The sequence below is a fragment of the Flavobacterium degerlachei genome (assembly GCF_900106645.1).
In the GTDB taxonomy this organism is placed as follows: domain Bacteria; phylum Bacteroidota; class Bacteroidia; order Flavobacteriales; family Flavobacteriaceae; genus Flavobacterium; species Flavobacterium degerlachei.
In genome coordinates this window covers 22,234-47,124 of record NZ_FNMV01000001.1, presented here as the reverse complement: position 1 = coordinate 47,124, position 24,891 = coordinate 22,234, and the positions used below count along the sequence as shown (strand labels likewise).

General features: G+C 34.9%; 24 protein-coding genes. 12 read left to right on the top strand and 12 right to left on the bottom strand.

Annotated features, from left to right (window positions below; translation table 11 throughout):
• Positions 1–245: 245 nt before the first annotated feature.
• Entirely contained in the window at positions 246–1,859 is a 1,614-nt protein-coding gene (locus tag BLV91_RS00180) for a L,D-transpeptidase family protein (RefSeq protein ID WP_245709570.1), read from the bottom strand.
• A gap of 338 nt (positions 1,860–2,197) precedes the next feature.
• Between BLV91_RS00180 and BLV91_RS00175 the strand changes: the two genes are divergently transcribed.
• Entirely contained in the window at positions 2,198–2,512 is a 315-nt protein-coding gene (locus BLV91_RS00175; RefSeq protein ID WP_091428354.1) for an HPF/RaiA family ribosome-associated protein, read from the top strand.
• A gap of 121 nt (positions 2,513–2,633) precedes the next feature.
• On the opposite strand, the gene BLV91_RS00170 is transcribed toward BLV91_RS00175, so the two are convergent.
• Positions 2,634–4,199: a L,D-transpeptidase family protein gene (locus BLV91_RS00170; protein ID WP_091428353.1), complete on the bottom strand. Its 1,566-nt coding sequence runs from the start codon at positions 4,197–4,199 to the stop codon at positions 2,634–2,636.
• A gap of 269 nt (positions 4,200–4,468) precedes the next feature.
• Between BLV91_RS00170 and BLV91_RS00165 the strand changes: the two genes are divergently transcribed.
• The 8 genes from BLV91_RS00165 to BLV91_RS00130 all read left to right on the top strand — a co-directional run bounded on the left by BLV91_RS00165 (position 4,469) and on the right by BLV91_RS00130 (position 10,738).
• Positions 4,469–4,984: a nuclear transport factor 2 family protein gene (locus tag BLV91_RS00165; RefSeq protein WP_091428351.1), complete on the top strand. Its 516-nt coding sequence runs from the start codon at positions 4,469–4,471 to the stop codon at positions 4,982–4,984.
• A gap of 217 nt (positions 4,985–5,201) precedes the next feature.
• Positions 5,202–6,566 carry an ammonium transporter gene (locus tag BLV91_RS00160; RefSeq protein ID WP_091428349.1) on the top strand — a complete coding sequence of 455 codons (1,365 nt, stop codon included), beginning with the start codon at positions 5,202–5,204 and terminating at the stop codon, positions 6,564–6,566.
• 293 nt (positions 6,567–6,859) lie between these two features.
• Positions 6,860–7,537: a tRNA (guanosine(46)-N7)-methyltransferase TrmB gene (trmB, locus tag BLV91_RS00155; protein ID WP_091428347.1), complete on the top strand. Its 678-nt coding sequence runs from the start codon at positions 6,860–6,862 to the stop codon at positions 7,535–7,537.
• Between the two features lie 55 nt (positions 7,538–7,592).
• Positions 7,593–8,231: a LysE family transporter gene (locus tag BLV91_RS00150; RefSeq protein ID WP_091428346.1), complete on the top strand. Its 639-nt coding sequence runs from the start codon at positions 7,593–7,595 to the stop codon at positions 8,229–8,231.
• A gap of 40 nt (positions 8,232–8,271) precedes the next feature.
• Positions 8,272–8,601 carry an MGMT family protein gene (locus BLV91_RS00145; RefSeq protein ID WP_091428344.1) on the top strand — a complete coding sequence of 110 codons (330 nt, stop codon included), beginning with the start codon at positions 8,272–8,274 and terminating at the stop codon, positions 8,599–8,601.
• Between the two features lie 227 nt (positions 8,602–8,828).
• Positions 8,829–9,956, top strand: coding sequence for an Mrp/NBP35 family ATP-binding protein (locus tag BLV91_RS00140; RefSeq protein WP_175513919.1), 1,128 nt, complete (start codon positions 8,829–8,831; stop codon positions 9,954–9,956).
• Positions 9,957–10,011: 55 nt separating this feature from the next.
• Positions 10,012–10,251, top strand: a complete 240-nt coding sequence (locus BLV91_RS00135; protein ID WP_091428341.1) for a NifU family protein — start codon at positions 10,012–10,014, stop codon at positions 10,249–10,251.
• Between the two features lie 169 nt (positions 10,252–10,420).
• Positions 10,421–10,738 carry a 2Fe-2S iron-sulfur cluster-binding family protein gene (locus BLV91_RS00130; RefSeq protein WP_007137124.1) on the top strand — a complete coding sequence of 106 codons (318 nt, stop codon included), beginning with the start codon at positions 10,421–10,423 and terminating at the stop codon, positions 10,736–10,738.
• Between the two features lie 27 nt (positions 10,739–10,765).
• On the opposite strand, the gene BLV91_RS00125 is transcribed toward BLV91_RS00130, so the two are convergent.
• The 6 genes from BLV91_RS00125 to BLV91_RS00100 all read right to left on the bottom strand — a co-directional run bounded on the left by BLV91_RS00125 (position 10,766) and on the right by BLV91_RS00100 (position 15,798).
• Positions 10,766–11,530 (bottom strand): SGNH/GDSL hydrolase family protein, encoded by a 765-nt coding sequence (locus BLV91_RS00125; RefSeq protein WP_091428340.1) that lies wholly within the window; start codon positions 11,528–11,530, stop codon positions 10,766–10,768.
• 62 nt (positions 11,531–11,592) lie between these two features.
• Positions 11,593–12,375: a DUF3050 domain-containing protein gene (locus BLV91_RS00120; protein WP_091428338.1), complete on the bottom strand. Its 783-nt coding sequence runs from the start codon at positions 12,373–12,375 to the stop codon at positions 11,593–11,595.
• Between the two features lie 89 nt (positions 12,376–12,464).
• A complete protein-coding gene (locus BLV91_RS00115; RefSeq protein ID WP_091428336.1) occupies positions 12,465–13,643 on the bottom strand; it encodes an acyl-CoA dehydrogenase family protein in 1,179 nt (392 codons plus the stop codon).
• A gap of 276 nt (positions 13,644–13,919) precedes the next feature.
• Entirely contained in the window at positions 13,920–14,633 is a 714-nt protein-coding gene (locus BLV91_RS00110) for a tRNA1(Val) (adenine(37)-N6)-methyltransferase (protein ID WP_091428333.1), read from the bottom strand.
• Positions 14,634–14,698: 65 nt separating this feature from the next.
• Entirely contained in the window at positions 14,699–15,223 is a 525-nt protein-coding gene (rimM, locus tag BLV91_RS00105) for a ribosome maturation factor RimM (protein ID WP_091428332.1), read from the bottom strand.
• A 14-nt stretch (positions 15,224–15,237) separates the two neighbouring features.
• Positions 15,238–15,798, bottom strand: a complete 561-nt coding sequence (locus tag BLV91_RS00100; RefSeq protein ID WP_091428329.1) for a 30S ribosomal protein S16 — start codon at positions 15,796–15,798, stop codon at positions 15,238–15,240.
• Between the two features lie 199 nt (positions 15,799–15,997).
• On the opposite strand from BLV91_RS00100, the gene BLV91_RS00095 reads away from it, so the two are divergent.
• Both BLV91_RS00095 and BLV91_RS00090 read left to right on the top strand, forming a co-directional pair.
• Positions 15,998–16,483 (top strand): DUF6252 domain-containing protein, encoded by a 486-nt coding sequence (locus BLV91_RS00095; RefSeq protein WP_091428327.1) that lies wholly within the window; start codon positions 15,998–16,000, stop codon positions 16,481–16,483.
• A 152-nt stretch (positions 16,484–16,635) separates the two neighbouring features.
• The gene (locus BLV91_RS00090) at positions 16,636–16,998 is read left to right on the top strand and encodes an RNA recognition motif domain-containing protein (RefSeq protein WP_007137132.1); all 363 of its coding nucleotides are present in this window, start codon (positions 16,636–16,638) and stop codon (positions 16,996–16,998) included.
• A 269-nt stretch (positions 16,999–17,267) separates the two neighbouring features.
• Here the strand turns inward: BLV91_RS00090 and leuB are convergent, their stop codons facing one another.
• From leuB to leuC, 4 genes are all read right to left on the bottom strand, one after another.
• A complete protein-coding gene (gene leuB / locus BLV91_RS00085) occupies positions 17,268–18,329 on the bottom strand; it encodes a 3-isopropylmalate dehydrogenase (protein ID WP_091428324.1) in 1,062 nt (353 codons plus the stop codon).
• A gap of 119 nt (positions 18,330–18,448) precedes the next feature.
• Positions 18,449–19,966, bottom strand: coding sequence for an alpha-isopropylmalate synthase regulatory domain-containing protein (locus BLV91_RS00080; protein ID WP_091428322.1), 1,518 nt, complete (start codon positions 19,964–19,966; stop codon positions 18,449–18,451).
• Between the two features lie 138 nt (positions 19,967–20,104).
• Positions 20,105–20,701 (bottom strand): 3-isopropylmalate dehydratase small subunit, encoded by a 597-nt coding sequence (gene leuD, locus BLV91_RS00075; protein ID WP_091428320.1) that lies wholly within the window; start codon positions 20,699–20,701, stop codon positions 20,105–20,107.
• 48 nt (positions 20,702–20,749) lie between these two features.
• Positions 20,750–22,144, bottom strand: a complete 1,395-nt coding sequence (gene leuC / locus BLV91_RS00070) for a 3-isopropylmalate dehydratase large subunit (protein WP_091428317.1) — start codon at positions 22,142–22,144, stop codon at positions 20,750–20,752.
• Between the two features lie 817 nt (positions 22,145–22,961).
• Between leuC and BLV91_RS00065 the strand changes: the two genes are divergently transcribed.
• Positions 22,962–24,038, top strand: coding sequence for a helix-turn-helix domain-containing protein (locus BLV91_RS00065; protein WP_091428315.1), 1,077 nt, complete (start codon positions 22,962–22,964; stop codon positions 24,036–24,038).
• The last annotated feature ends 853 nt before the right edge of the window (positions 24,039–24,891 follow it).

Here is a 24,891-nt window from a genome sequence, read left to right as displayed (position 1 = left end):
CTGTTACCGGGAAAAGCAATAACAAAAAGCAGGATATAGTAAAAAAGAAGGGGATAAGGGGGCGTCTCATGTTGTTACTATTTGATAGTCAGCTATAAAGATACAAAAAACGGAATAGAGATTAGAGCTGTCATGCTGAAAAACGCCAATTAAAACGGTATAAACACCGTTATTTTCGAATAAAAAAGCGCCAAGCTTACATTGGGGGTTTTGCTATTAATTTAATAACATTGTAAAGGGTTTCTTTATTTAGAATCATCATTAAAAAGAAGTTCAGAGAGGCTGTTGTCTTTATGATAGATGTCAAAGTAAAAATTGATTTCATCAGCGTCGTTTACCCAAGCCGTAAAGTAGCCAATGTGAATGGGTATTTTATTATTCAACACATAAGTAGTTTCTTTACCGCCATTCATGGTTTCAATTATCTTTTCTGGTGGCCAATTAGGATTGTCCTTTAAGATCATAAGGGCCAATTCTTTTGCTTTTTGCATATTGATGCAACCGTGACTGAACATAGGGATCTCAACCTCAAAATTTGTTTTGAAAGGCGTATCATGCAAATAGATGTCATAAGTATTGGGGAAAACAAATTTCACCAATCCTAAAGCATTCTGTTCTCCCGGTTTTTGTCGGACATGACCGTTATTCCATTCCATGTTTTTTTTCTCCAGATAGTCTGGATCTCTTTTCATTGCTGGTTTAATTTCATTTTCAATTATACTACGCGGGACATTCCAGTAGGGACTGAATACAATCCGACTGATATTAGAACTAAAAATGACTGTTTCCATCATGTTGATTCCTACAAATACCTTAGACTCTAGTACTCTCTCACCATTTTTAAAATAAATGAGTTTAAATGAAGGCACGTTTACTATGATAAACTCATCGTCTTTCGCCAATGCTGGAGGAATCCACCTACATCGTTCCATGTTGACTATGATGGTTTTGATGTACTTGGCAATAGGAGTATTCATTCTATTGATTTGTCTAGGACCAATATAATGGTTTGCATTATAGCCATTCCTTCTATTGAATTTTAGAACTCCTTCCATTAGTTCCTGATCGAAGATATTGCTTTTAGAATCCTGCTGTAAATCCTCCAATATAAATAAGCGATGCCTTACCTGACCGATGATTTTTGAACTGTCTCCTAAATGATGGATGGGTACCATAGGATTGGTTTCGATAAGAGGCCAGTCACCGCTCTTCTCTATCTCACGGTATTTTCGCAACGCATTTCGTAATTTGTAATATTGGCCAAAGAGTTGTTTCTCATTTTTGTCCAAGAGTTTAGGAACGGCTAGTAAGGAATCTAATAGGCTTACATATGAAATGTTTTTCCTAGGTAAAAACCAATCCGTTTCCTTAAACTTCTCGGTATCTATTCCATGAAAGACTTTTTTTGCATAAAAGATATACATGGTAGACAACATGATCTCAGTGTCAATAGGCGATAGATCAGCAGTAGATCCTTTATTAAAAATGGCAGCAATCTTATCTCGATAGGCTAAGTTGAATTTCAGTCCCTCATTTTCGAGTTGACCTACTTTGAAGTACAACAAATTGGCAAATTCAATTAGTCCTTTACTGTCATACCAGATGGGATTGTAATTCCGGTTTTCATATAAGGCAATCACCTCTAATTTGTAGTTATTTAATTTGGGGTATTTTTGAAAAAAGAGATTGATGTTGGAGATGTTAATTTCAACTATGGATTCCTTAGAGGAAACATTCATGGTCGTCGCTGGCCAATGCGATGCCTTGTCCGTAATAGTTTTAGTTCTATCTCGGTCAGCTGAGGCGTTAAAAAAGCCAAGTAGTAGCAATGTAATAGAAAACACAAAGTTTTTCATCATAAAAGCTTTTCCTAAAGTTAAACAAAATTCCCATTGTTTAAAAATGAATTGCAATTGAATTAATGCTCAAAAGTCTTTTGCTTTTTAATTTAAGCTAACGGTATCCAAAGAACAACTAAAAAGTATTCGGAATACCGGAATCAAAAGTGATTTGCAGCATTTATATGCCAGAACTCAGAAGAAAATCGAAATTAAATAAATTCAGAGCTAAGCTAATCATAACGATAACATGTTAATAGCTATGTGATTTTCCTTACTTTCATAATGTTTTACTAATGGCCTCGTTTTTTTGTGATATTAAGGTTAGATTTGGAAGACAATTATAAATTGATAACAATATGAAGATACAAATTAACACCGACAAAAATGTAGAAGGAAACGAAAGACAAGAATCGTATTTTTCTGGAGAATTAGAAAAATCACTTTCACGTTTTGATGATAAAATTACCCGCATTGAAGTTTATTTTGCCGATGAGAATGGCGACAAGTCAGGAACTAAAGACAAAAAATGTGTTATAGAAGCACGTCCTACAAAAATGCAGCCTCTAGTAGTAACGGATTATGCTGATTCAACAGAGAAAGCTTTTCACGGTGCATTAGACAAGATGAAAAAAATACTGTCAACTTCTTTTGAAAAACAAAAGGAACATTAATTACCACTCTTTTGGTAGTTGCAAATAAATAAAAAAATGACCCTTTCTTAAATAAGAAAGGGTCATTTTTTTTAAGCTTATTATAGAATGTTGTCCGAGTTTTATTTCAAGCCTCTGTGCACTATTTTATAAACAGCATTTCCGCCAATGTCTCGTCTCTGTCATAAACGTCTTCGTAGAAATGGATGGTACCTTCAGTATCTACCCATGCTGTAAAATAAGCGATATAAACCGGAATTTTATTTTTTAGGGTGTGCCAGGTTTCTTCTCCGCTGTTCATGGCTTCTTGGATCGTTTGCTTATTCCATTTTTTGTCTTTTTGCAGGATAGACATTGCCAGTTCAGTTGGTTTGGCAACTCTGATACAGCCATGGCTAAAAGCTCTGTCTTCTTTGTTGAACAGGGTTTTGGCAGGGGTGTCGTGTAAATAGATGTCATTTGAATTGGGGAACAAGAACTTGATTAAACCCAAGGAGTTTTTTGGTCCCGGTTTTTGTCTCACATATTCTTTATTCCACTCCATGTCATGTTCCTCCAGATAGTTTGGGTTTTTTTCTATCCCCGGAAGAATCTCTTTTTTTAAGATGCTTTCCGGAATATTCCAATAAGGACTGAACACGATGTATTTCATTGGGGCGCTAAACACCACTGTTTTGTGCATGACCTTTCCTACCACGACATCAGATCGCAGTTCAGGTTTCCCGTCTCTAAAATAGGTTAATTCATAAGCCGGTATATTGATGGCGATTAATTCTTTAGTTTTGGTAACATCATTTGAAATCCATCGGCAGCGTTCCATGTTTACTATAATGGTTTTTATGCGTTGTGCAACGGGCACATTCAAATCTTTGATGAGTTCCGGCGAAATGACTGCACTGGCGGCATTGCCGATTCGTTTGTTGTATTTTAAAATCCCTGTGGCCAATGTTTTGTCATAGATGGCGCTTTTGGAGTCCGTGGCAATGTCTTCCGAGATGAATAAACGTTGTCTTATTTGAGCAATCGTTGCGGAACTGTCGCCAACTTTATAAGACTTGAATTTTGGATCTGGAGTTATGGTTTTCCAGCCTCCCTTTTTTTCCATTTGGCGGTACTTTAACAAGAAATCTTTAAGCAGGAAATATTGGCTCAATACGCCTTTTTCGTCCTTGTTGATCAAGGAAGCGTCCTCTAAAAGAGCGTCGAGATAATTGACGTAGGATTGTTTTTTTCGCGGAAGGTACCATTCCATTTCTTTTGATTTCGCAGCATCTATACCGTGGTAGACGGTTTTGGTATAATAGAAATACAGTGCTGAATTTAGAAGCTCGGTGTCAACGTTTGGTTTGTGGTTGTCGTCCATGTCATCATAAACCCGGTCAAGCTGGTCCAGGTAGGGAACAACATTCTGGATTCCTTCCTCTTTTAGGGAATTGACCTTGCTGTAAAGTACGCTACCAAATTCATTGATTCCGTTTTTGTCATACCAAACATAATGGTATTGGTGTTTGCGATACAATTGCTCGACATCGGCCTGATAGTCTTTTAACAATGGGTGTTCCGTGAAAAAAGTTTTCACTAAGGTACTGTCAAAAGGAGTTGCGATGTCTGCTTGAATAGCAGCTGCAGTTCCGTCTTTCTTACAGGAAACCATTGTAAGTAAAAACAGGGAAACCATTATTGCAGTAGGTACAATTAACTTTCTCATACTTGGGGTTTTATGCTTTATGTTTAAAAGCAGTGCAAAAATACATTAAAATAGGATTCGATAATAAGGTTTGTAATTGAGGCAAGGATATATTACTTAAAAAGCTATATTTACTTTTCTGATTTTAAGCTTAAATTTAGATTTTTGGAAAATATTTTCTCTTTTATTGAGCGTAAGTGATTCCAGTTTAGAGTAATGTGAATTTTATTTTAACTTTTACAATAATAATAATAATAATAATAATTCGATTTAAAAATAAAAAAATAACTATGAAAAATATATTTATTGTCTCTTTAGGCATTTTTTTATGCGCTGCTTTTACAACTATTAAGTTTGACGAAACCAAGGAAAAGGAAAAAATTAATACGGTGCTTGATGCCTGGCATAAAGCTGCAGCCGAAGTAAAGTATGATACTTATTTTAATTTCATGACTGAAGATGCGATTTTCATTGGTACTGATGCAACTGAGAATTGGAACAAAACAGAATTCCAAGCCTTTGCAAAGCCGTACTTCGACAAAGGAAAGGCATGGAACTTCACTGCAGTAGAACGCCATGTTTATTTTGATAAGACTGGTAAAACGGCTTGGTTTGATGAAATGTTAAATACCCAAATGAAAATATGTAGAGGTTCTGGTGTGTTAGTTAAAATTGGTGAGGAGTGGAAAATCAAACATTATGTATTGTCAATGACTGTTCCTAATGACAATGTGAATGAAGTGATTAAGATTAAAGCTCCTATAGAAGACGTACTGCTAATTAACTTACAAAAAAGCGGGAGGTAGTTAAGATTTTACTTGCTATGATGAAATCACAATCATTTATTTCTCAATAAACGACTAAAATTATCGGGCTTAAATGATTTTCTGTTAGTGTATAGGCTTTTGAATTATAGATTTCGTGAAAATTCTTTGAATACCCCTTGTTTTGTTTCTTCGCAAACTTTAAAATCATTATTTTTTTAACTTTGTCCCCTGAAAAATTAGGGTTAAATAAATTAAAATGAAAACTGAAAAACGCTGGGTAATTTCCTTTGTAATTATAAGTATGGTCTGTATCACTGGGGTTTTCTGGCCTGCAGTAACAGAAAACAATGCCACTCTTTCTCAGTTTGGCACTTTAGATCAAATTGTCCCTGCTGATGTTGCTTGGATGCTTACCTCTTGTTGTTTGGTTTTAATCATGACTCCCGGTTTGTCCTTTTTCTATGGAGGAATGGTTGGGAAGAAAAATGTAATTTCTACCATGCTACAAAGTTTTATCTGTTTAGGGGTAGTAACCTTATTGTGGGTTGTCGTGGGCTTTAGTTTGGCTTTTGGTGAGCCTTTAGGAATTAATATTGGAGATGGTTTTTATAGCTTTGTGGGTGATCCCACCAGTTTTGCATTTATGGATTATGTGGGCGTTTTGCCTCATAATAAAATGGCAACTACCGTTCCCTTTATGCTATATGCTTTGTTTCAAATGAAATTTGCTGTTATCGCGCCTGCAATTATTACAGGTTCTTTTGCGGAGCGTGTTCGATTTATTTCTTATTTGCTATTTATCTGTTTATTTACCTTGTTTATATATTCTCCTTTATGTCATGCAGTTTGGTATCCTACCGGAATTTTAGGTTCTTTCTTTGGAGTTAAGGATTTTGCTGGAGGAACTGTGGTGCATATGAGCGCAGGATTTGCGGCTTTGGCAGGTGTTATTGTTTTAGGAAAAAGAAAGAATAGTAAGCACGTACCTACGAATATCCCTTTTGTTTTATTGGGAACAGGAATGCTTTGGTTCGGTTGGATTGGATTTAATGCCGGTTCATCGTTGGAAGCTAATGGAGTTGCGGCTATGGCTTTTGCGACGACCACAACGGCTTCTGCTGCAGCAATGTTAACTTGGATTTTCTTTGATCGCATTAACGGTAGAAAAGTTTCGGCGTTAGGTGCCTGTATTGGTGCTGTAGTGGGTTTAGTTTCTATTACACCGGCGGCAGGATATGTTTCAGTTCCTGAAAGTATGTTTTTTGGATTCATCGCTGCCTTAGTTTCAAATATGGTTGTAAATGCCAGATTCTTAAAAGGAATAGATGACACTTTAGATGTTTTTGCTTGTCATGGTGTAGGCGGAATTACAGGAATGATTCTTACCGCAATTTTTGCCCATGGTGTTGATGCGAGTCTACTTCATGGAGGCTGGGGAGTATTTGGTCATCACATGCTAGCATTATTGCTGGTGTCAATTTATACTTTCTTTGGAGCTTATATTTTATTTAAAATTACGGATAAAATTATTCCGATGCGTGTTTCTGAGGAATCAGAGGTAATGGGATTGGATTTGTCACAACATGACGAAACCCTTTTTCCTATTGAGTGTGCCGAATAAGATGTGTAACTAAATATTTTTATGGAATAAGTTGAACTTCTCGATGCTTCATAAGGTTTTTGTCATATTACCTTTGAATAAATTGAGCAACTAACTGAGGTTGTTATTGTAGTTAACAACTGTCACATTGATTTTTTTACTGAAAATTGCGAGTTTTACAAATAAAAACAGCAGAGGTAGAAAAGGGATCGAGAAGTTTTTATTCCTAAAATTGCTTTCAATATTAAATAATTCACTACCATACCCTTCAGTCTTATATATTTCCTTAATTTTGCCGAAATATTTTAAAAATCGTGGGAAGTAAAAATAAGTTAAAAAGATTCATGGAAAACGAAACGTTCAGTAACGTTTTTCAACCAACAAGAGAAGAAGTAGTAGGAGATTTGTTTCCTTTAAAAGGCAAGTGGAATTCCGACTTCTTTAAAAACGATAATCCATTAGTATTGGAATTAGGCTGTGGAAAAGGCGAATATTCTGTAGGATTAGCTCAAAAATATCCCAATAAAAATTTTGTAGGAATCGACATCAAAGGTGCTCGTTTTTGGCGTGGAGCTAAAACTGCAGTTGATGAAGGATTGCATAATGTGGCTTTTATTCGAACACAAATCGAATTAATCAATCATGTTTTTGATGAAAATGAAGTCGATGAAATATGGATTACTTTCCCAGATCCACAAATAAAATACAAGAGAACAAAACACAGAATGACTAATTCAGAGTTCTTGCAATTGTATAAAAAAGTACTAAAGAAAGACGGTGTTGTTAACCTGAAAACCGATAGCGAGTTTATGCATGGGTATACTTTAGGCTTGCTTCACGGTGAAGGACATGAAGTTTTGTATGCGAATCATAATGTATACGTAAACGAAGGAAGTCCTGAGGAAGTTACTGCTTTTCAGACCTTTTACGAAAAACAATATTTGGAAGTTAACAAGGCAATTACGTATATTCGATTTAAAATAAAAGAATAATAGTACGCTTGCAATTGAAATAATTATCCAATATTACATGTTTGAATCAAAATAAATGAATTTAATTATACCTTACTTTTTAGGCTTCATTACTGCAGTTATAGGGATCATTCCTCCGGGATTAATCAATATGACGGCAGCCAAAGTGAATCTCAAAGAAGGAGGGAGGAATGCTTTTTGGTTTGTTCTGGGGGCTGTTATCATTATTTTTTTTCAAGCCTATTTGGCTATTTTATTTGCTCAAGTCATCAATATTCGCCCTGATATAATTATCCTGTTACGCGAAGTTGGATTTGGCATATTTGGTGCGCTAACTGTTTATTTTTTATGGATAGCTAAAAAGCCAAAAATTAAAAAGGCAAAAATTAAAAAGAACAGTAAGAAGAAACGTTTTTTTCTGGGTATGCTGCTCTCAGCACTTAATTTTTTTCCAATTCCTTATTATGTTTTCGTCAGTATTACTTTGTCGTCCTATGATCTCTTTTCATTTGATATAACTTCCATTTTTATTTTTGTAAGTGGTGTAGTATTAGGGTCTTGCCTTGTCTTTTATTTTTATATTAGATTCTTTCAGAAAATCGAAAACAAAGCTGATTATATGTTGAAAAACATGAATACGATTATTGGTAGTATTACTGGCGTGATCTCAATTATTACTTTATTCAATATCGTACGATATTATTTAGAGAAGTAGGAGTAACAATAAACGGATTGTTCCTTAAATCAGTTAAACCATGTCAAACGACAATTTTTTCGAAAGAGTATATTGTATCGCTAAACAGATTCCTTACGGCAAAGTGACCTCTTATGGCGCTATTGCTAAAGCTTTAGGGGCCGCTCGTTCTGCAAGGATGGTAGGCTGGGCAATGAATGCTGCTCATGGTAAAGATGACGTTCCCGCTCATCGAGTAGTGAATAGGAAAGGCTTGCTTACGGGAAAATTTCATTTTGAGGGAACAGATCTGATGCAGCAATTATTAGAAAGTGAAGGGGTTGAGGTAGTTGATAATCAGATTGTCGATTTTGAGAAACACTTTTGGACTCCTGATGTGATGGAAGAATAAGCAAACTTAGTATGTATTTTCGAAATTGAAGTGAAGGTATGATTTGTTTAGCATATATAATCTTCGGCTTAATAAATTGTGATAATTCCTGCTAATTTTAACATCAATAAATGCAATGCAAAAACGACCGTTATAAGAACTTAAACTGTTATCTTTACAATCTGAAATCAGTTTAAATAAACATAACGTTTCAACTATAAAAATAAATTGAAAATAGTAAACTTATAATGAAATTAGATAGAAAAGACATTCTTAAAGCTTTAGAGACAATTACTATAGCTGGAGAAGGAAAGAACATGGTAGAAAGTGGAGCGATAGCAAACGTAGTCACTTTTGGAGATGAGGTTGTGGTTGATTTAGTATTGCACACACCAGCCATGCATATAAAAAAACGTGCAGAAGATGACATCAGAAAAGCTATTCTTGAGAAAGTATCTGCTGATGCAAAAATAAAAATCAACAGTAAAGTAGAAGTTGCAGATAAGCCTGAAATTAAAGGGAAATCTATTCCAGGAATAAAAAATATTATTGGAGTTGCTTCTGGTAAAGGTGGTGTAGGGAAATCTACAGTAACTGCAAACCTTGCGGTAACTTTGGCTAAGATGGGATTTTCAGTAGGAATCCTTGATGCTGATATTTACGGACCATCAATGCCAATCATGTTTGACGTTGAAGGCGAGAAGCCTGTTTCAGTTATCGTTGACGGTAAGTCAAAAATGAAACCAGTTGAAAGTTATGAAGTGAAAATTCTTTCTATTGGGTTTTTCACAGCGCCTAGTCAAGCTGTGATCTGGAGAGGACCAATGGCTTCTAAAGCCTTGAACCAAATGATATTTGACGCTGATTGGGGAGAACTAGACTTTATGCTTGTCGATTTGCCTCCAGGAACTGGAGACGTTCACCTGTCGATAGTACAATCTTTACCAATTACTGGAGTCGTAATAGTAAGTACACCTCAAGCGGTAGCGTTAGCTGATGCTAAAAAAGGGGTTTCCATGTTTATGTCTGAGGCAATCAATGTTCCTGTTCTTGGAATTATTGAAAATATGGCTTATTTCACACCTGAAGAATTGCCAGAAAACAAATATTATATCTTCGGAAAAGAAGGTGCTAAAGATCTTGCTGAAGATTTAGGCGTTCCTTTCTTAGGAGAAATTCCTATTGTACAATCTATCCGTGAGGCTGGAGATTATGGGCGTCCTGCAGCAATGCAAAGTGCATCGCCTATCGAGCATATTTTTGATGAGGTGACTAGGAACGTGGTACAAGAAGTAGTAAACAGAAACGAAAATTTACCCGCTACCGAAGCTGTAAAAATTACAACAATGGCAGGTTGTTCGGCGGTAAAAAAATAATTTTAGATTAAAACTTTATACTTTTTAGGTTTTAAATCTTTCAAATAGAATAATAATGACAACAGAAGAATTAACAATTGAAGTTCAAAAAGCCCTGCAAGAAATCAGACCTTTTTTGAATTCTGACGGCGGTGATATTACGCTTATTTCTATTGAGGAAGACAAGCATGTCAAAGTGCGACTTGAAGGAGCCTGCACCAGCTGTAGCGTGAACCAAATGACACTAAGAGCCGGGGTAGAAACGACTATCAAGAAGTTTGCTCCACAAATTGAAACTGTTGTGAATATTCTTTAAATTTTAATAAGGGCGTTTCCACTTTTAGATAAAAAGGCTTTCTAGCATTGCGGTGATACGCCTTTTTATCTAAAAGCGGTCGGGCTATCCGCACTACTTCGGTAGCATGCTTCTATCCCTAACGCAAAACCATACATTCGATTAACAAACCAATTCCAATATTTAAAAAATGGACGTTTTAATAAAGATTAAAGATAGAGAAGGAGTAGTTCATGAATTGCAAGCGCCAACAGATATGGCAATGAACATCATGGAGCTGTGTAAAGCCTACGAACTTCCTGTTGAAGGAACTTGTGGCGGGATGGCTATGTGTGCTTCCTGTCAATGTTATGTTCTTAATGATGTTGCGTTACCTGAAATGGGAGATGATGAAGAAGCGATGCTCTCAGAGGCATTCTACGTAAAGCCTAACAGTCGTTTGGGTTGTCAAATTCCAATCACAGAAAGTTTAGAAGGTTTAGAACTGGAGTTGGCTCCAGAGAATTAATATAAAGTCCCGAATTTCGGGACTTTTTTATTTGTTTAATATTCTAGCAGCTATTGGTGCTATTCGTTCTACAAACAACGAATAGGCTTTTGCTGACGGGTGTAGACCATCCTGCGCTACTAGATCAGTGTTTGCTAATCCTTTTCTTGTTATGTCGGTTATATTGATAAATGCAATGTTATATTCTTCACAGTATTTTTTGGCAAAAGCATTATAATTATCGATTTCAGCTGAAATTTTTACTGAGTTTCCTGAACCTTGGCCATAAGGCGTGTATGCGTAGTCAGGAATAGATACTACTATCACTTTGCTTTTGTCTCCATTCGCAAAAGCGATACTTTTATTTACCAATTCAGGGAATTCTTTCTCGTAAATCGAAAAGGATTTGTGCTGATACTGATTGTTTACCCCAATTAATAGAGTGACCAAGTCGTAATTTGGCGTCAAATTTTGTTTGTTGATTCCCGAAATTAAATTGGTAGTAGTCCAGCCTGTTTGTGCGATTACTTTTAGTGAGTACGTATTGGCAGTATTGGTGTTTTTTAAGCTTTGTTGCAGTTGTTCTGGAAACTTGCATTCGCTGCATACGCTTTGGCCTATGGTGTAACTGTCTCCTAATGCTAAGTAATTGATAGTGTGATTTAGGGTCTTTACTATAGGGATGCTTTCAGCTGTAGCTTGTTGTGAGCTAGGCGCTGTAGGTCTCGGGTCAAAAACGGGGTTTTCTGTACTGCAATTGACTAAAAGCAGTGCTGATAAAACCGTAACTAGTACTAGGATTGTGTTTTTCATTAGTTTTAAATTAATGTGTAATGAATTCTAATACCAGTTACGCTAATAAGGTAACATTGGTTTTATGCCATGGCTACTTTTGATGTAATGCTTTCTTCAATAGCATCCCATAATCCAATTCGTTTTTCTAAAGCCATTTTGGCTATTTCTTCAACTTCTGTCCATTTTTGCGCATCATCTTCGCAAAGTTCGGTTATCATTTTCATTGCCATAGGACCGTGTTCATCAGCATCCAGTTCGATATGTCTTTCAAAATAATAAATCAATTTACTTAAGTCGGTATCTGGGAAATTTTCCTGAAAGTTTTTTAAGATTGCCGTGAACATATCGGGAATCAAATCTTCTCGTCCAAAAGTGAAAGCTGCTGCTATTTCATGTGGCTTTCCTTCTTCAATGACTCTGAAAGTGAAGTCGAGAAACGCTTTAACATTTGGGTGTAGCGCGCTTACTTTTATCGCAACAAATATATTTTGCAACGAATGTACTTCTGTCAAAAAGCCATCGATTTCCGAAGTGTCTGCCCCACAATCTTTCATTGCTTCAATATACATTTCGTAATGGCTTTGACGACGACCATCAATTGTTATGTCAGATTCCTCAGCAAGTACAATTTCGTTGATTAAATATCTTGTTTCCGGATTAGCTGTAGCAAACCATGGTGTTGTGGTACAGGTTAATTTTGACTGTAAAGCCTTTAATAGGGACATGAAATCCCATACCGCAAATACGTGATTTTCAAGAAAACATTTTAAATCGTCAATGGTTTTGACTTTTTTGTAAAGTGGGTGTTGCAACAAAATATTTTTTTGCGACTCTATAGTGTTGTTGATATGCTGAATTGTCATAGCTGGTATTTTGGTGTAAATATAAAAAAGCTTCTTGTTTCCAAGAAGCTTTTACGATCGAATTTATAAATACTGTGATAGTTTTGTTGCTATTTAAAAGCAGGAATTCCTGTTATATCCATTCCTGTTATCAATAAATGGATGTCATGGGTTCCTTCGTATGTTATCACGGATTCTAAATTCATCATGTGTCGCATGATAGAGTATTCTCCTGTGATTCCCATGGCACCAAGCATTTGTCTTGCTTCGCGAGCAATATGGATTGCCATATCGACATTATTTCTCTTGGCCATAGAGATTTGAGCTGTAGTTGCTTTTCCTTCATTTCTCAAAACACCTAGTCTCCATGTTAGTAATTGTGCTTTTGTTATTTCAGTAATCATTTCAGCTAGTTTCTTTTGTTGTAGCTGTGTTCCAGCAATAGGTTTGTCAAACTGAATTCTTTCTTTTGCATAACGCAAAGCTGTGTCATAACAATCCATTGCAGCACCAATTGCACCCCAAGCAATTCCATAACGAGCAGAATCTAAACAGCCTAGTGGCGCTCCTAGTCCAGATTTGTTAGGTAACAAATTTTCTTTAGGTATTTTTACGTTGTCAAAAATCAATTCTCCTGTTGAAGAAGCTCTAAGTGACCATTTGTTGTGTGTTTCTGGAGTTGTAAAACCTTCCATGCCACGCTCTACGATAAGACCGTGAATTCTTCCTGATTCATCTTTTGCCCAAACAACTGCAATATCAGCAAATGGAGCGTTTGAAATCCACATTTTAGCACCATTCAAAAGATAATGGTCTCCCATGTCTTTAAAATTAGTGATCATGCTTCCTGGATCTGAACCGTAATTTGGTTCTGTTAAACCAAAACAACCAATGAATTCTCCAGTGGCTAATTTTGGTAAATATTTCATGCGTTGCTCTTCGTTACCGTATTTCCAAATTGGATACATAACTAAAGAAGATTGTACTGATGAAGTAGAACGAACGCCTGAATCACCACGTTCGATTTCCTGCATGATTAATCCGTATGATATTTGGTCTAATCCTGCTCCGCCATATTCCACGGGGATATAAGGACCAAAACCTCCAATTTCACCTAAACCTTTTATAATTTGTTTTGGGAATTCTGCTTTTTGAGCATATTCTTCAATTATTGGGGAAACTTCACGCTTTACCCATGCACGTGCAGAATCACGTACTAATTTGTGTTCTTCAGATAATAAATCATCTAATAAGTAATAATCTGGTGATTGAAATAAATCTGGTTTCATATTGAGTTTTTTATAGAGGTAAGGCAGTTGCTAGGTAAATTTATTATAAAATCACAGCTAATTGCAAGATTGGTTGTTTTTATGAGACAAATTTACATAAAGAAATATAACAAAACCAATACGAAATGTTATATTTTTAAATAAATAATATAGAATGACTATTTCATTAGAAACAACGCAGTACAGTTGCTATTAAATAGCAGCTTAGCGACTTATATATGGTAGGACTGCAAATGAAAAAGAGGGAATGGGTGTTGGAAGGTGCTTTTTATGCAATTACATTTTCAAATAGAACTCTTTTGTTAGTTCTATGTATTCTTTTGTGTAAAGGTGTCTTGCAGTTTCAATGATTAGTTCATTAATATTAATTGCAGGATTTTCCTGTCTGCCAAATGCTAATAAACTGCGTTTGATTTCGGTTGTGGGAGTTCCTTTAACGCGGGTGATTTTTAGTGGGTACAGCTCATATTCTTTGGCAAGAGCCAAAAAAGCATCCTCCTCTTTAAAAGGGATTATCACTGAAAAAACACCATTTTCTGAAAGCAACAAAGCGGCTGCTTCAATTAGATCTTCAAAAGGCATGGCGTCTTGAAAACGTGCCATATCTCTTTGACTGCTGTCGGTTTTGTAATCTTCACTGTAAAATGGAGGGTTGGAAACAATTAGGTCATATTCGTCTTCTGGGTCTTCGATAAATTCGTCTAGGCCAGCATGAAAACAGAATAAACGGTCGCTCCAAGGAGAGTTTTCAAAATTATCGACTGATTGCTCGTAAGCTTCTTCGTCAATTTCCAGTGCGTCAATTTGTTCGGCATGACTTCGTTGCGCTAACATTAAGGCAATTATTCCTGTTCCAGTTCCTATATCCAATATACTAAACGGATTATTTTCAATTGGTGTCCAAGCGCCAAGCAAAACACCATCGGTGCCTATTTTCATGGCACAACGGTCTTGTTCTGTTGAGAATTGTTTGAATTGAAATTTTGACATGGTATAAGAGTGTTTATTTGGATTTTTAACAATAACCGAATAAACAAATAACCGATTAAGCTTTTCTAAAGATACATTTCGATTAAACCTTCTGGCAAATCCATGATAACTTTTTTGTTTTCACGGTCAATTTTGACAAGAAAATGGTCGATCATCGGTATAAGGATTTCTATATCACCTTTTAATACTTCGAATAATGGTTGAGCAGTAGTGTCATTGATTGATTGGATTTCTCCAACATAACCAAGACGTTTGTCTTCAACTTCAAAGCCAATTACTTCGTGAAAATAGAATTTGTTACCGCTAAGTTTGGGTAACATTTTTATTGGAAGATAAAGATCGTTACCTATGATGGCATCGGCTTCTTCTTCATTACTAACGTCTTCAAAGCGAATGCGAAGGAAGTCGTTTTTGTGCAGTGAGCTACTTTCAATAAAAAAAGGAACCAAGTGTTTGTTGCATTCAACAAACACTGATTCCAAGTTTTCGTATAGCTCTGGTTCGTCCGTGTCTAAATAGGCAAGAACTTCCCCTTTAAAACTAAATTTTTTGGCGATTTTGCCTAAATAGAAACAATCTTCTTTACGCATCTTCGCTTCTAAATTTATGCTTGAGTTTCTTCGTTGTTTTCTTCTGCAGCAGGAGTTTCTTCAGTTGATTCAACTTCAGCAACTTCTTCAACAGCAGGAGCGGCAGCAGCGATAGCGTCTGCTTCAGCTTTTGCAGCTGCAGCTAAACGTTTTGCATTTACATCTTGTTCTGCTTTGAAAGCTTTAGCTTTAGCATCAGCTTGAGTTTTAGTCAAACCTTCTTTTTTAGCGTCAACTGTTCCAGTTTTAGCTTCTAACCAAGTAGCTAATTTTGCATCAGCTTGTTCTTGAGTTAAGGCACCTTTACGAATACCACCATCAAGGTGATGCTTCAATAAAGCTCCTTTGTAAGAAAGAATTGCTTTAGCAGTTTCAGTTGGTTGTGCACCATTGTGCAACCATTTAACTGCACTATCAAGGTTTAAGTCGATAGTTGCTGGGTTTGTGTTTGGATTGTAAGTACCGATTTTCTCTAAGTATTTACCGTCTCTTTTTGAGCGAGCATCTGCTGCTACAACCCAGTAAAAAGGTTTTCCTTTTTTACCGTGTCTTTGTAATCTAATTTTTACTGACATAATCTAAATGATTAAATTTTGAGGTACTCGACCTCTGTTAATTAAGGCTGCAAAGATATACTATTTTTTCTAATTTGACAATAGGTTATTATTGTTATGAATAAGAATGTTTTACGCTTTTTTTGAATGCAGTTTTTTGTCGGGAATCCTTTTTATTTAACGATAATACCATACTTTTGTTTGTATAAAGACGCATTTTATGAAAAAATCAATCCTTTTTGTTATCGTGCTATTTTCCTTAATCTCCTGTACAGAAGATGTAAGGTTTAATAATCCTTCTTTTCAAGGGGTAAAAGACAATGTCTTTTGGAGGGCTATAGAGTCAAAAGCAACATTAAATTCTAATGGATCTTTAGTTATTGAGGCATACTCTGGTAACGAAGTGATTACATTAAAGACGACTTCAATGGTTGAACAACTCTATCCTTTAGGAACAAGCACTAGTAAAACAGCTAGTTATGTTCTTACGGATAGTAATGGGACAACTACTTTTACAACAGGAACTGGGATTGGCGATGGTCAAATAATCATTACGGATTATGATGCAATAGAGAATACAGTATCAGGCTCTTTTAAGTTTAATGCTGAAAACATTTACAATAATCCATTGGCAGGTGCTGTTTTGAATTTTCAGCAAGGGATATTTTATAAAGTTCCCATAAAAGAGCAGTTGCTAACCAATTAGGATGGAAGTGAAAATTAAAATGTACTTGGATTTAGGCTTTTTGTGTGTTTTTTCCATTTTCTAAATTAAAATAAAATCATAAATAAGCTAATATATAGTGTGTTATAAAAAAATAGCATTACATTTGTTGCAATTATTATAAATAAGTACATATGAATATTTTTGTTGGAAGCCTTCCATTCAGTATTGAGGAAGCAGATTTAAGAGAGTCTTTCGAGGCTTATGGTGCAGTTGATTCTGTAAAAATTATTACTGATAAATTTACTGGAAGAAGTAAAGGATTCGGTTTTGTTGAAATGACGAATGATGATGAAGCTCAAAAAGCGATTGATGAATTGAACGGTGCAACTGTTCAAGGACGTGCAATTGTGGTTAACAAATCTGAGCCAAAACCAGAAGGAGAAAGAAGAAGTTTTAACAATAACAGTCGTGGTGGAGATTCACGCGGTGGTTATGGTGGTGGAAACAGCCGTGGTGGAGAAAACCGTGGTGGTGGAAACAGAGGAGGATATTAATATTTTTTTCTACAACTATAAAAAAAGGGGACAATGTAAATTGTCCCCTTTTTTGTTTTTCAGATAGATTTATTTTCTTTTTTCAAAAGTAAATAAAATGTCAAATCTTTTTTTACTTAGCGATAGTTGCCCTGAGCTGTTAAAGTAGGGGGTTTTTCTCCTAGGTTTGTAAATTCAAAAAGCTGTCAATGTAAATTGACAGCTTTTTTAGTTGGTAATTGTTAGTTTGGTAGTTGTTTGTTATTTATAGAATTTGAATTTTCAGTTTGTTACAAATTAGCAACTAACCAGTCTCCTACATCGCTTGTTTTGTAAACTGTAGCTCCTTTTGCTGCTAAATCTTCAGTAACAATTCCTTGTTCTAATGATTTGTTAACTACTGCTCTAATCGCTTCAGCTTCTTCTTTTAAACCAAAAGCATCTTCAAACATCATCGCTGCAGATAATACAGTTGCTAATGGATTTGCAATGTTTAATCCTGTTGCTTGTGGATAAGAACCATGAATTGGCTCATATAATGAAGTGTGTTCTCCAACTGATGCTGAAGGCATCAATCCCATAGATCCCGAAATTACAGAAGCTTCATCTGTTAGGATGTCTCCAAATAAGTTCTCTGTTATCAATACGTCATAAGTGTTTGGCCATTGTACTAATCGCATAGCAACTGCATCAACGAATTCATAACTTACAGTTACTTCAGGATAGTCTTTTTCCATTGCTTGTACCGTTTCTCTCCATAAACGAGAAGTCTCTAATACATTAGCTTTATCTACACAACATAATTTTTTAGTACGTGTCATCGCTAATTCAAAACCTTTTTTAGCTAAACGTTGTACTTCTGCTCTAGTGTAAACACAGTTGTCAAAAGCCGTTTCTCCACCGTCTCTTCTTCCTTTTTCTCCAAAATAGATTCCGCCTGTCAATTCTCTCAAGAAAACTAAATCTGTTCCTTCAATACGTTCTCTTTTTAAAGGAGAATTGTCAATTAAAGAAGGGAAAGTAAATGTAGGCCGAACGTTAGCGAATAAGCCTAATTTTTTACGCATCAACAATAATCCTTGTTCTGGTCTTACAGGCGCACTTGGGTCGTTATCATATTTTGGGTGTCCAATGGCTCCGAATAAAACAGCATCAGCAGCCATACAAATTTCATGCGTTTCATCAGGATAAGGAACTCCAACGGCGTCAATGGCACAAGCTCCTGTAAGTGCAGGCGTCCAAGTGATTTCATGGTTGAATTTTTTTGCAATGGCATTAGAAACTTTTACGGCTTCATTGATTACTTCTGGTCCTATTCCGTCTCCGGCTAAAAGTGCGATTGTATATTTCATACTAATTGATTTTTTCCTCCGCCAGCCGTCCTTAAGTGGGTGGGTGGCTGTTGATGGATTGTGTTTATTAATTTATTTATTCTTGGCTTCCCATAGCGCTTCCGCGAAAGGGCTATAGATTATGTTACGTTTAACATCTTCTGAGTTGCAATAATTGCCGCAACGGTTTGATCAGAGTCAAGTCCTCTAGTTTTGAACTCTTTTCCATTGTTTGTCCAGGTGATAATCGTTTCGCATAAAGCGTCAGAACTACTTCCTGGTGGAATTCGTACTGCGTAGTCAATTAATTTTGGTAAAGTTAATTGCTTACTGGTATATATTTTTGCTAATGCATTCATGAAAGCGTCAAATTGACCATCTCCTTGTGCGTGTTCTTCAATAATTTCTCCATCAATTTTCAAGCAAAGAGTTGTTGAAGGGCGTAATCCTTTTGCGTGTGACAATACATAAGACTCCACTATGATTTTTTCTTGATAAGATTGACTATCTAAAACATCAGAGATAATATAAGGTAGGTCTTCTTTAGTGACTGTTTCTTTTTTGTCTCCTAATTCAATGATTCTTTGGGTAACCAACTTTAAATCTTCTTGGTTTAGTTTTAATCCTAATTCTTGAAGGTTTTTTTCAATATTGGCTTTACCAGAAGTTTTTCCTAATGCATATTGTCTTTTTCTTCCAAAACGCTCGGGAAGTAAATCATTAAAATATAGGTTGTTTTTATTGTCGCCATCTGCATGAATTCCTGCAGTTTGGGTAAAGACATTGTCTCCTACAATAGGTTTGTTAGCGGGAATTCTATATCCTGTAAAGGTTTCTACCAATTTACTCACTGAGAATAAGGAAGATTCTTTTACGTTGATTTCTATCTCCGGCATGAAGTCATTTATTACGGCAACTGTACTTTCAAGAGGTGCATTTCCAGCACGTTCTCCCATACCGTTTACGGTAACATGTAGTCCTTTTATTCCTGCTTTCAAAGCTTCCATAACATTAGCGATACTTAAATCGTAATCGTTATGTGCATGGAAATCAAAATGTGTGTTTGGGTATTTTGCAGTTATTTGTGCAATAAATTTAAAAGTGTCAGAAGGAATTAAGACTCCTAATGTATCAGGCAATAATATTCTTTTGACTCCTTGTGTGCTTAGAAAATCTAAAAACTGAAAAACATATTCTGGTGAATTGCGCATTCCATTACTCCAATCTTCTAGATAGATATTAGTAGCAATATTATTTTCATTTGCCAAGGTAATTGTAGCAGCAATTTCTGAAAAATGCTGTTCAGGCGTTTTTTTTAATTGGTGTTTCAAATGATTCATTGACCCTTTGGTCAATAAATTTTGAACTTTAGCACCCGCTTTTTTCATCCATTCGATAGAGAGACCTCCATCTACAAAAGTTAAAACTTCGATTCGGTCTTCATATCCTTTTTCTTTGGCCCAAGCCATAATACCTTTTACTCCTTGAAACTCCCCTTCACTCACTCGAGCTGAAGCAATTTCTATTCGATCAATATTTAATTCTTCCAGTAATAATTGGGCAATGGTTAGTTTTTCTGCGGCAGAAAATGATACTCCTGAGGTTTGTTCACCATCACGGAGTGTCGTATCCATTATTTCAACTTTTCTTTTTTCCATTTTTAAATTTGATGCTAAAACGATGATTTCTAAATGCGATAGAAAGTCGTGTAATTGTATTTTATAAAATTATAAAAGCAGTTACTTTCATCATCAATTATGATGAAGTCGTAGTAACTGCATTATAAGAATTGTTTTTTAGTAAGGAAGTTTGTCAGCGAATGCGATTACCTCAGTTTTGATGTTTTGTAAATAGTCAATATCATCAAAGCCATTGATCATATTGTCTTTCTTATATCCTGAAATATCAAAAGATTCTTTATCTCCAGTTGCTTTAAGCGTAATTGTTTGTTCTGGAAGGTTTACTTCTAATTCTGTTTTTGGATCTGCTTCAATAGCTTTGAAAACTTTATCAGCAAATTTAGCACTCACTTGAACAGGTAATACACCTATGTTTAAACAGTTGTTTCTGAAAATATCTGCAAAGAAACTAGATACAACTACTCTAAATCCGTAATCGTAAACTGCCCAAGCAGCATGTTCTCTTGATGATCCAGAACCAAAGTTTTTACCACCTACAAGGATTTTACCACTATAAGTAGGATTGTTTAATACGAAGTCTGATTTTGGAGAACCATCATTATTGTATCTCCAGTCGCGGAAAAGGTTGTCTCCAAAACCTACACGTTCCGTCGCTTTTAAGAAACGAGCAGGGATAATTTGATCCGTATCTACATTTTCAATAGAAAGCGGAACTGCTGTACTAGTAAGGATATTAAATTTATCGTAAGCCATTGTCTGTATATTTTATAAGATGAATAAATTCATCTGTTATTTTTTATTTTAGATTAAATCTCTTGGATCTGTTAGCACTCCTGTTACGGCAGCTGCAGCAGCCATAAACGGACTCGCCAATAGTGTTCTTGATCCAGGACCTTGACGTCCTTCAAAGTTTCTATTTGAAGTACTTACTGCATATTTTCCAGCAGGTACTTTGTCATCATTCATTGCTAAACAAGCAGAACATCCAGGTTGACGCAATACAAATCCAGATTCAGTCAAAATATCAAGAATTCCTTCTTCTTTAATTTGTGCTTCCACAACATGTGATCCAGGAACCAACCAAGCGGTAACATTATCAGCTTTTTGTCTTCCTTTTACAATAGAAGCAAAGGCTCTAAAATCTTCAATACGACCATTAGTACAGCTACCTAAGAATACGTAGTCAATTTGTTTTCCAATCATGGCATCACCTTGATTGAATCCCATATACCCTAATGATTTTACATAGGTTTCTTCTCCTTCAGCAACCTCTTTTGAACTTGGAATACTTTTAGTAATTCCTAATCCCATTCCAGGATTTGTTCCGTAGGTAATCATTGGTTCAATATCTGATGCTTGAAAAGTGATCTCTTCGTCAAAAATAGCGTCAGCATCTGTTTTTAATGTTTTCCAATAAGCAACAGATGAATCCCAAGATTCTCCTTTTGGAGTAAATAAACGACCTTCTAAATAATCGAAAGTTGTTTGATCTGGAGCAATCATTCCTCCACGAGCACCCATTTCGATACTTAGATTACAAACAGTCATACGACCTTCCATAGTCATGTTTTCAAAAACTTCACCAGCATATTCTACAAAATATCCTGTAGCACCTGAAGTTGATAATTTTGAAATGATATATAATGCAACGTCTTTAGGTGTAACTCCAAACTGAAGATCTCCCACTACGTTAATACGCATTTTTTTAGGTTTTGGTTGCATGATACATTGTGTAGAAAGTACCATCTCTACTTCTGAAGTACCAATTCCAAAAGCAATTGCTCCAAAAGCACCGTGTGTAGAAGTATGTGAATCTCCACAAACAATTGTTGCACCAGGTAAGGTAATTCCGTTTTCAGGGCCTACAACGTGTACAATTCCGTTTTTCACGTTTCCTAAACCCCAGTGGCTAATTCCGTATTCTTTTGAGTTTTCTTCCAATGCTTTCAATTGATTTGCTGATAAAGCATCTTCAACTGGTAAATGTTGGTTTATTGTTGGTGTATTGTGATCTGCAGTAGCAAAAGTACGCTCTGGGTATAGAACAGAAATTCCTCTTTCTTTTAAACCTAAAAAAGCAACAGGACTAGTCACTTCATGAATGAAATGACGGTCAATAAAAAACACGTCTGGTCCATCCTCAATTTTACGCACCACGTGCGAATCCCATACTTTGTCAAATAATGTAGTACTCATTTTAAATATTTTTTAAGTGTATTTTTATAATGCCAGTAATTGTGGTGAATTATAATAGATGTACAAAATTAAAAAACAGTTCTAATTGGTCAATTGCGATATTCGGTTTTATACGATACCCAAAATTTATTTGTTCCGTTAACTAGTTGGATTTTTTGAAGGTTTGTTTTCCAACTTGAATAGGGTTGGTTTAATTTGACTTTTAGTACTAGGAAGATTGTTTAGTTTAGTTTTTTAGTAATTTTTAAGAATAATGTAGTTTTAAGCTTTTTATTCGGGGTTGTTTTTGATGTATTTATGGTTTTGTTGAGTTTTTATTGTGAATTTAATAACAACTTGTGGTTTGGTGTAATTTTTTTATTTCTTTGTTTGTTGTTTATAATCGCTTTAATTGTGTTTTGAAGTCGTTTTCTAATGATTTTTTTTTACACAAATATTACGACGTTCAAATAAATATTATCGGTTCATTTTTATTGTTATTATGTTATTTTTTGACGGTTAAGTTTCAAATAAGTAGTGTTAAACTTTTATCATAGTGTACTATATTAAAGTTTGTTTGTAATTTAGTGATTACTAAATAGTTAGGATTCGAAGTATCCTGTTTTGAGCTAGTTTTTTGTTTAACTTTAAGTGGTATAAAATATAGAAATTACGTCTTGAAGAAGGATAGGTGTTTTTTTGTATAAATATTTTTTGTTAATTTGTTTCCTATTTAATTGTTTAAAATGAAGTGTTTAATGTCTCACTTTTTGAGGTTTATGCCGCAACTGAGCAAGAGTTAATATTGTATTAAAGGATGTTTTTTTAAGTTTTTAGCATGAGTTTGTCAAAGTGGTTCCAATTTATTACACCTAATTTTAAATTCTATCAGGAAGGTTTTTTTGAATTTCCTTTTGTGGCAAATACCCCCGAATTATTCATAGAGTCAACTATAAAAACTCCTGGGAGCAAGCATATCGCTAAAGAGCAGTTAGTGCTAAGGAATAATCCATTTATCAAAGGGTCTATGCGTTATCGAAAAATTGATGACGGCTTATGGCTTACTATAACTGATGTGCAATTTAAGCACGATAGTGTAATTAAATCAGTCTATGCTCCTGATATTCCTAGTGAGCATTATTCTATTACATTTTCCGTTTTTGAAAGCGAAGTACAATTGAATAATGTGTTTATTGATAAAATGCCTTTTCAAAATAAATTCTGGGCTTTTAAAAAACCAGGGGTCGATGTAGGTGCTTGTTTTTACAAAGGCTCTAAATGTTTGTTTTATATTTATTATGTAAGTCCAAGTTGGATTCAAGATCATATTCCCCTAGATCAATTGGATTCTAAGCTTCCTTTTAAAAAGTTTTTGGATTCAGATAAAGGTTTTGTGTCCTATCAAGATATTGTGCCCAATGCGGTAGAATTATCCCAAGAAATCTTAGATACTTTTAAGACATTTAATACGGATATTTTAAATAAAACAATTTTGAAAGCGCAATCTTTGAGTTTGTTAACTTCTTTTTTTAAAAATGTTTTTGCTGATAATCGCGCAGATGACTATCAAGAGAAAGGCTCTGTTGATTATAAAAAAATAGCAAAATGTGAATTGTTAATCACGACAAATTTATCCAAACCTTTTATTGGAATAGATGCACTTGCCGAGAAACTCAATACCTCGACTTCAAAATTAAAAACCGACTTCAAATCAGTTTACGGAAGTTCGATTCTGCGATATAATATAGATAAGAAGATGGAACTGGCCTTACAGTTACTTCAGAATACGAGTATGCAAATCAAACAAATTGCGCTCGAAGTAGGGTATGACAATCCCAGTAAATTTAGTGCTGCATTCAAGAAAAAGCATGACAAACTCCCTTCAGAATTTCGTTCGAATAGTATGTTGGATTAATTTTTTTTCAAAAAAAGTACTACACTCCAAAATTCGTCGATGTCTTACTAAATCTCACTTTTAAGTATTTATAAAAAAAAGTAAGGTTATTCTCGAATAAATATAAAATAATCGATTAATTGTTCAAAAAAGCTGTTGAAATGTCCGAATGGGCTATCGATTTGTCCGAATGGGTTACTCTTTTTTTTATTATTATAGTAATTTTGTTGCATCTGAGTACTCGTCCAATGCTATTGTTGATTAATGCTTGTGATAGAAATTAGAATGTTAAGAGCAGGTTTGTAGCATAAGATGGAATTTTAAATAGATTCTTTTTTTTTGTTTTTTGTAGATCGTTTTTTCGCATGTAGGTTTTATTCTGTTACTTATTTATAGATCATAGCGCGTTAAAAAAGATTTTTCTTGTTGGCAGATTTACAATAAAGAAATGAATTGTTCCAGAACTAAGGTATCGTTCTTTTTTGATTAGATAGTACGATATTCAAAATAGGAGAAAGGGTGATTTTGTGTTTGAGAATGGAATGAATAATTAACAATTTGTGTTTTGTTAGTGAGCTTAGATTTTTTTTTAAAAAGAGCTTAAATTTTATTTTTGCTTAAGTATTTTTTTATAATTAAAAGGATTTCAATCCAAATTTTATAACTATTAAATAATTTAAAAAGGACAGCATATGATTAAATAACTACTCTTCTAAAAATTTACAAATTTTTTAATTATGTAAATTAAAGTAGGTCACCATGGTCTACATAAATTTTAAAAATCTTTTTGTTTTACAGATATTCTTTTTTGGTAATAAGTGCTTTTTGCGTTTGTTTTCCGATAGGAATAGATGTGAAAATCTTTGATTTAGAG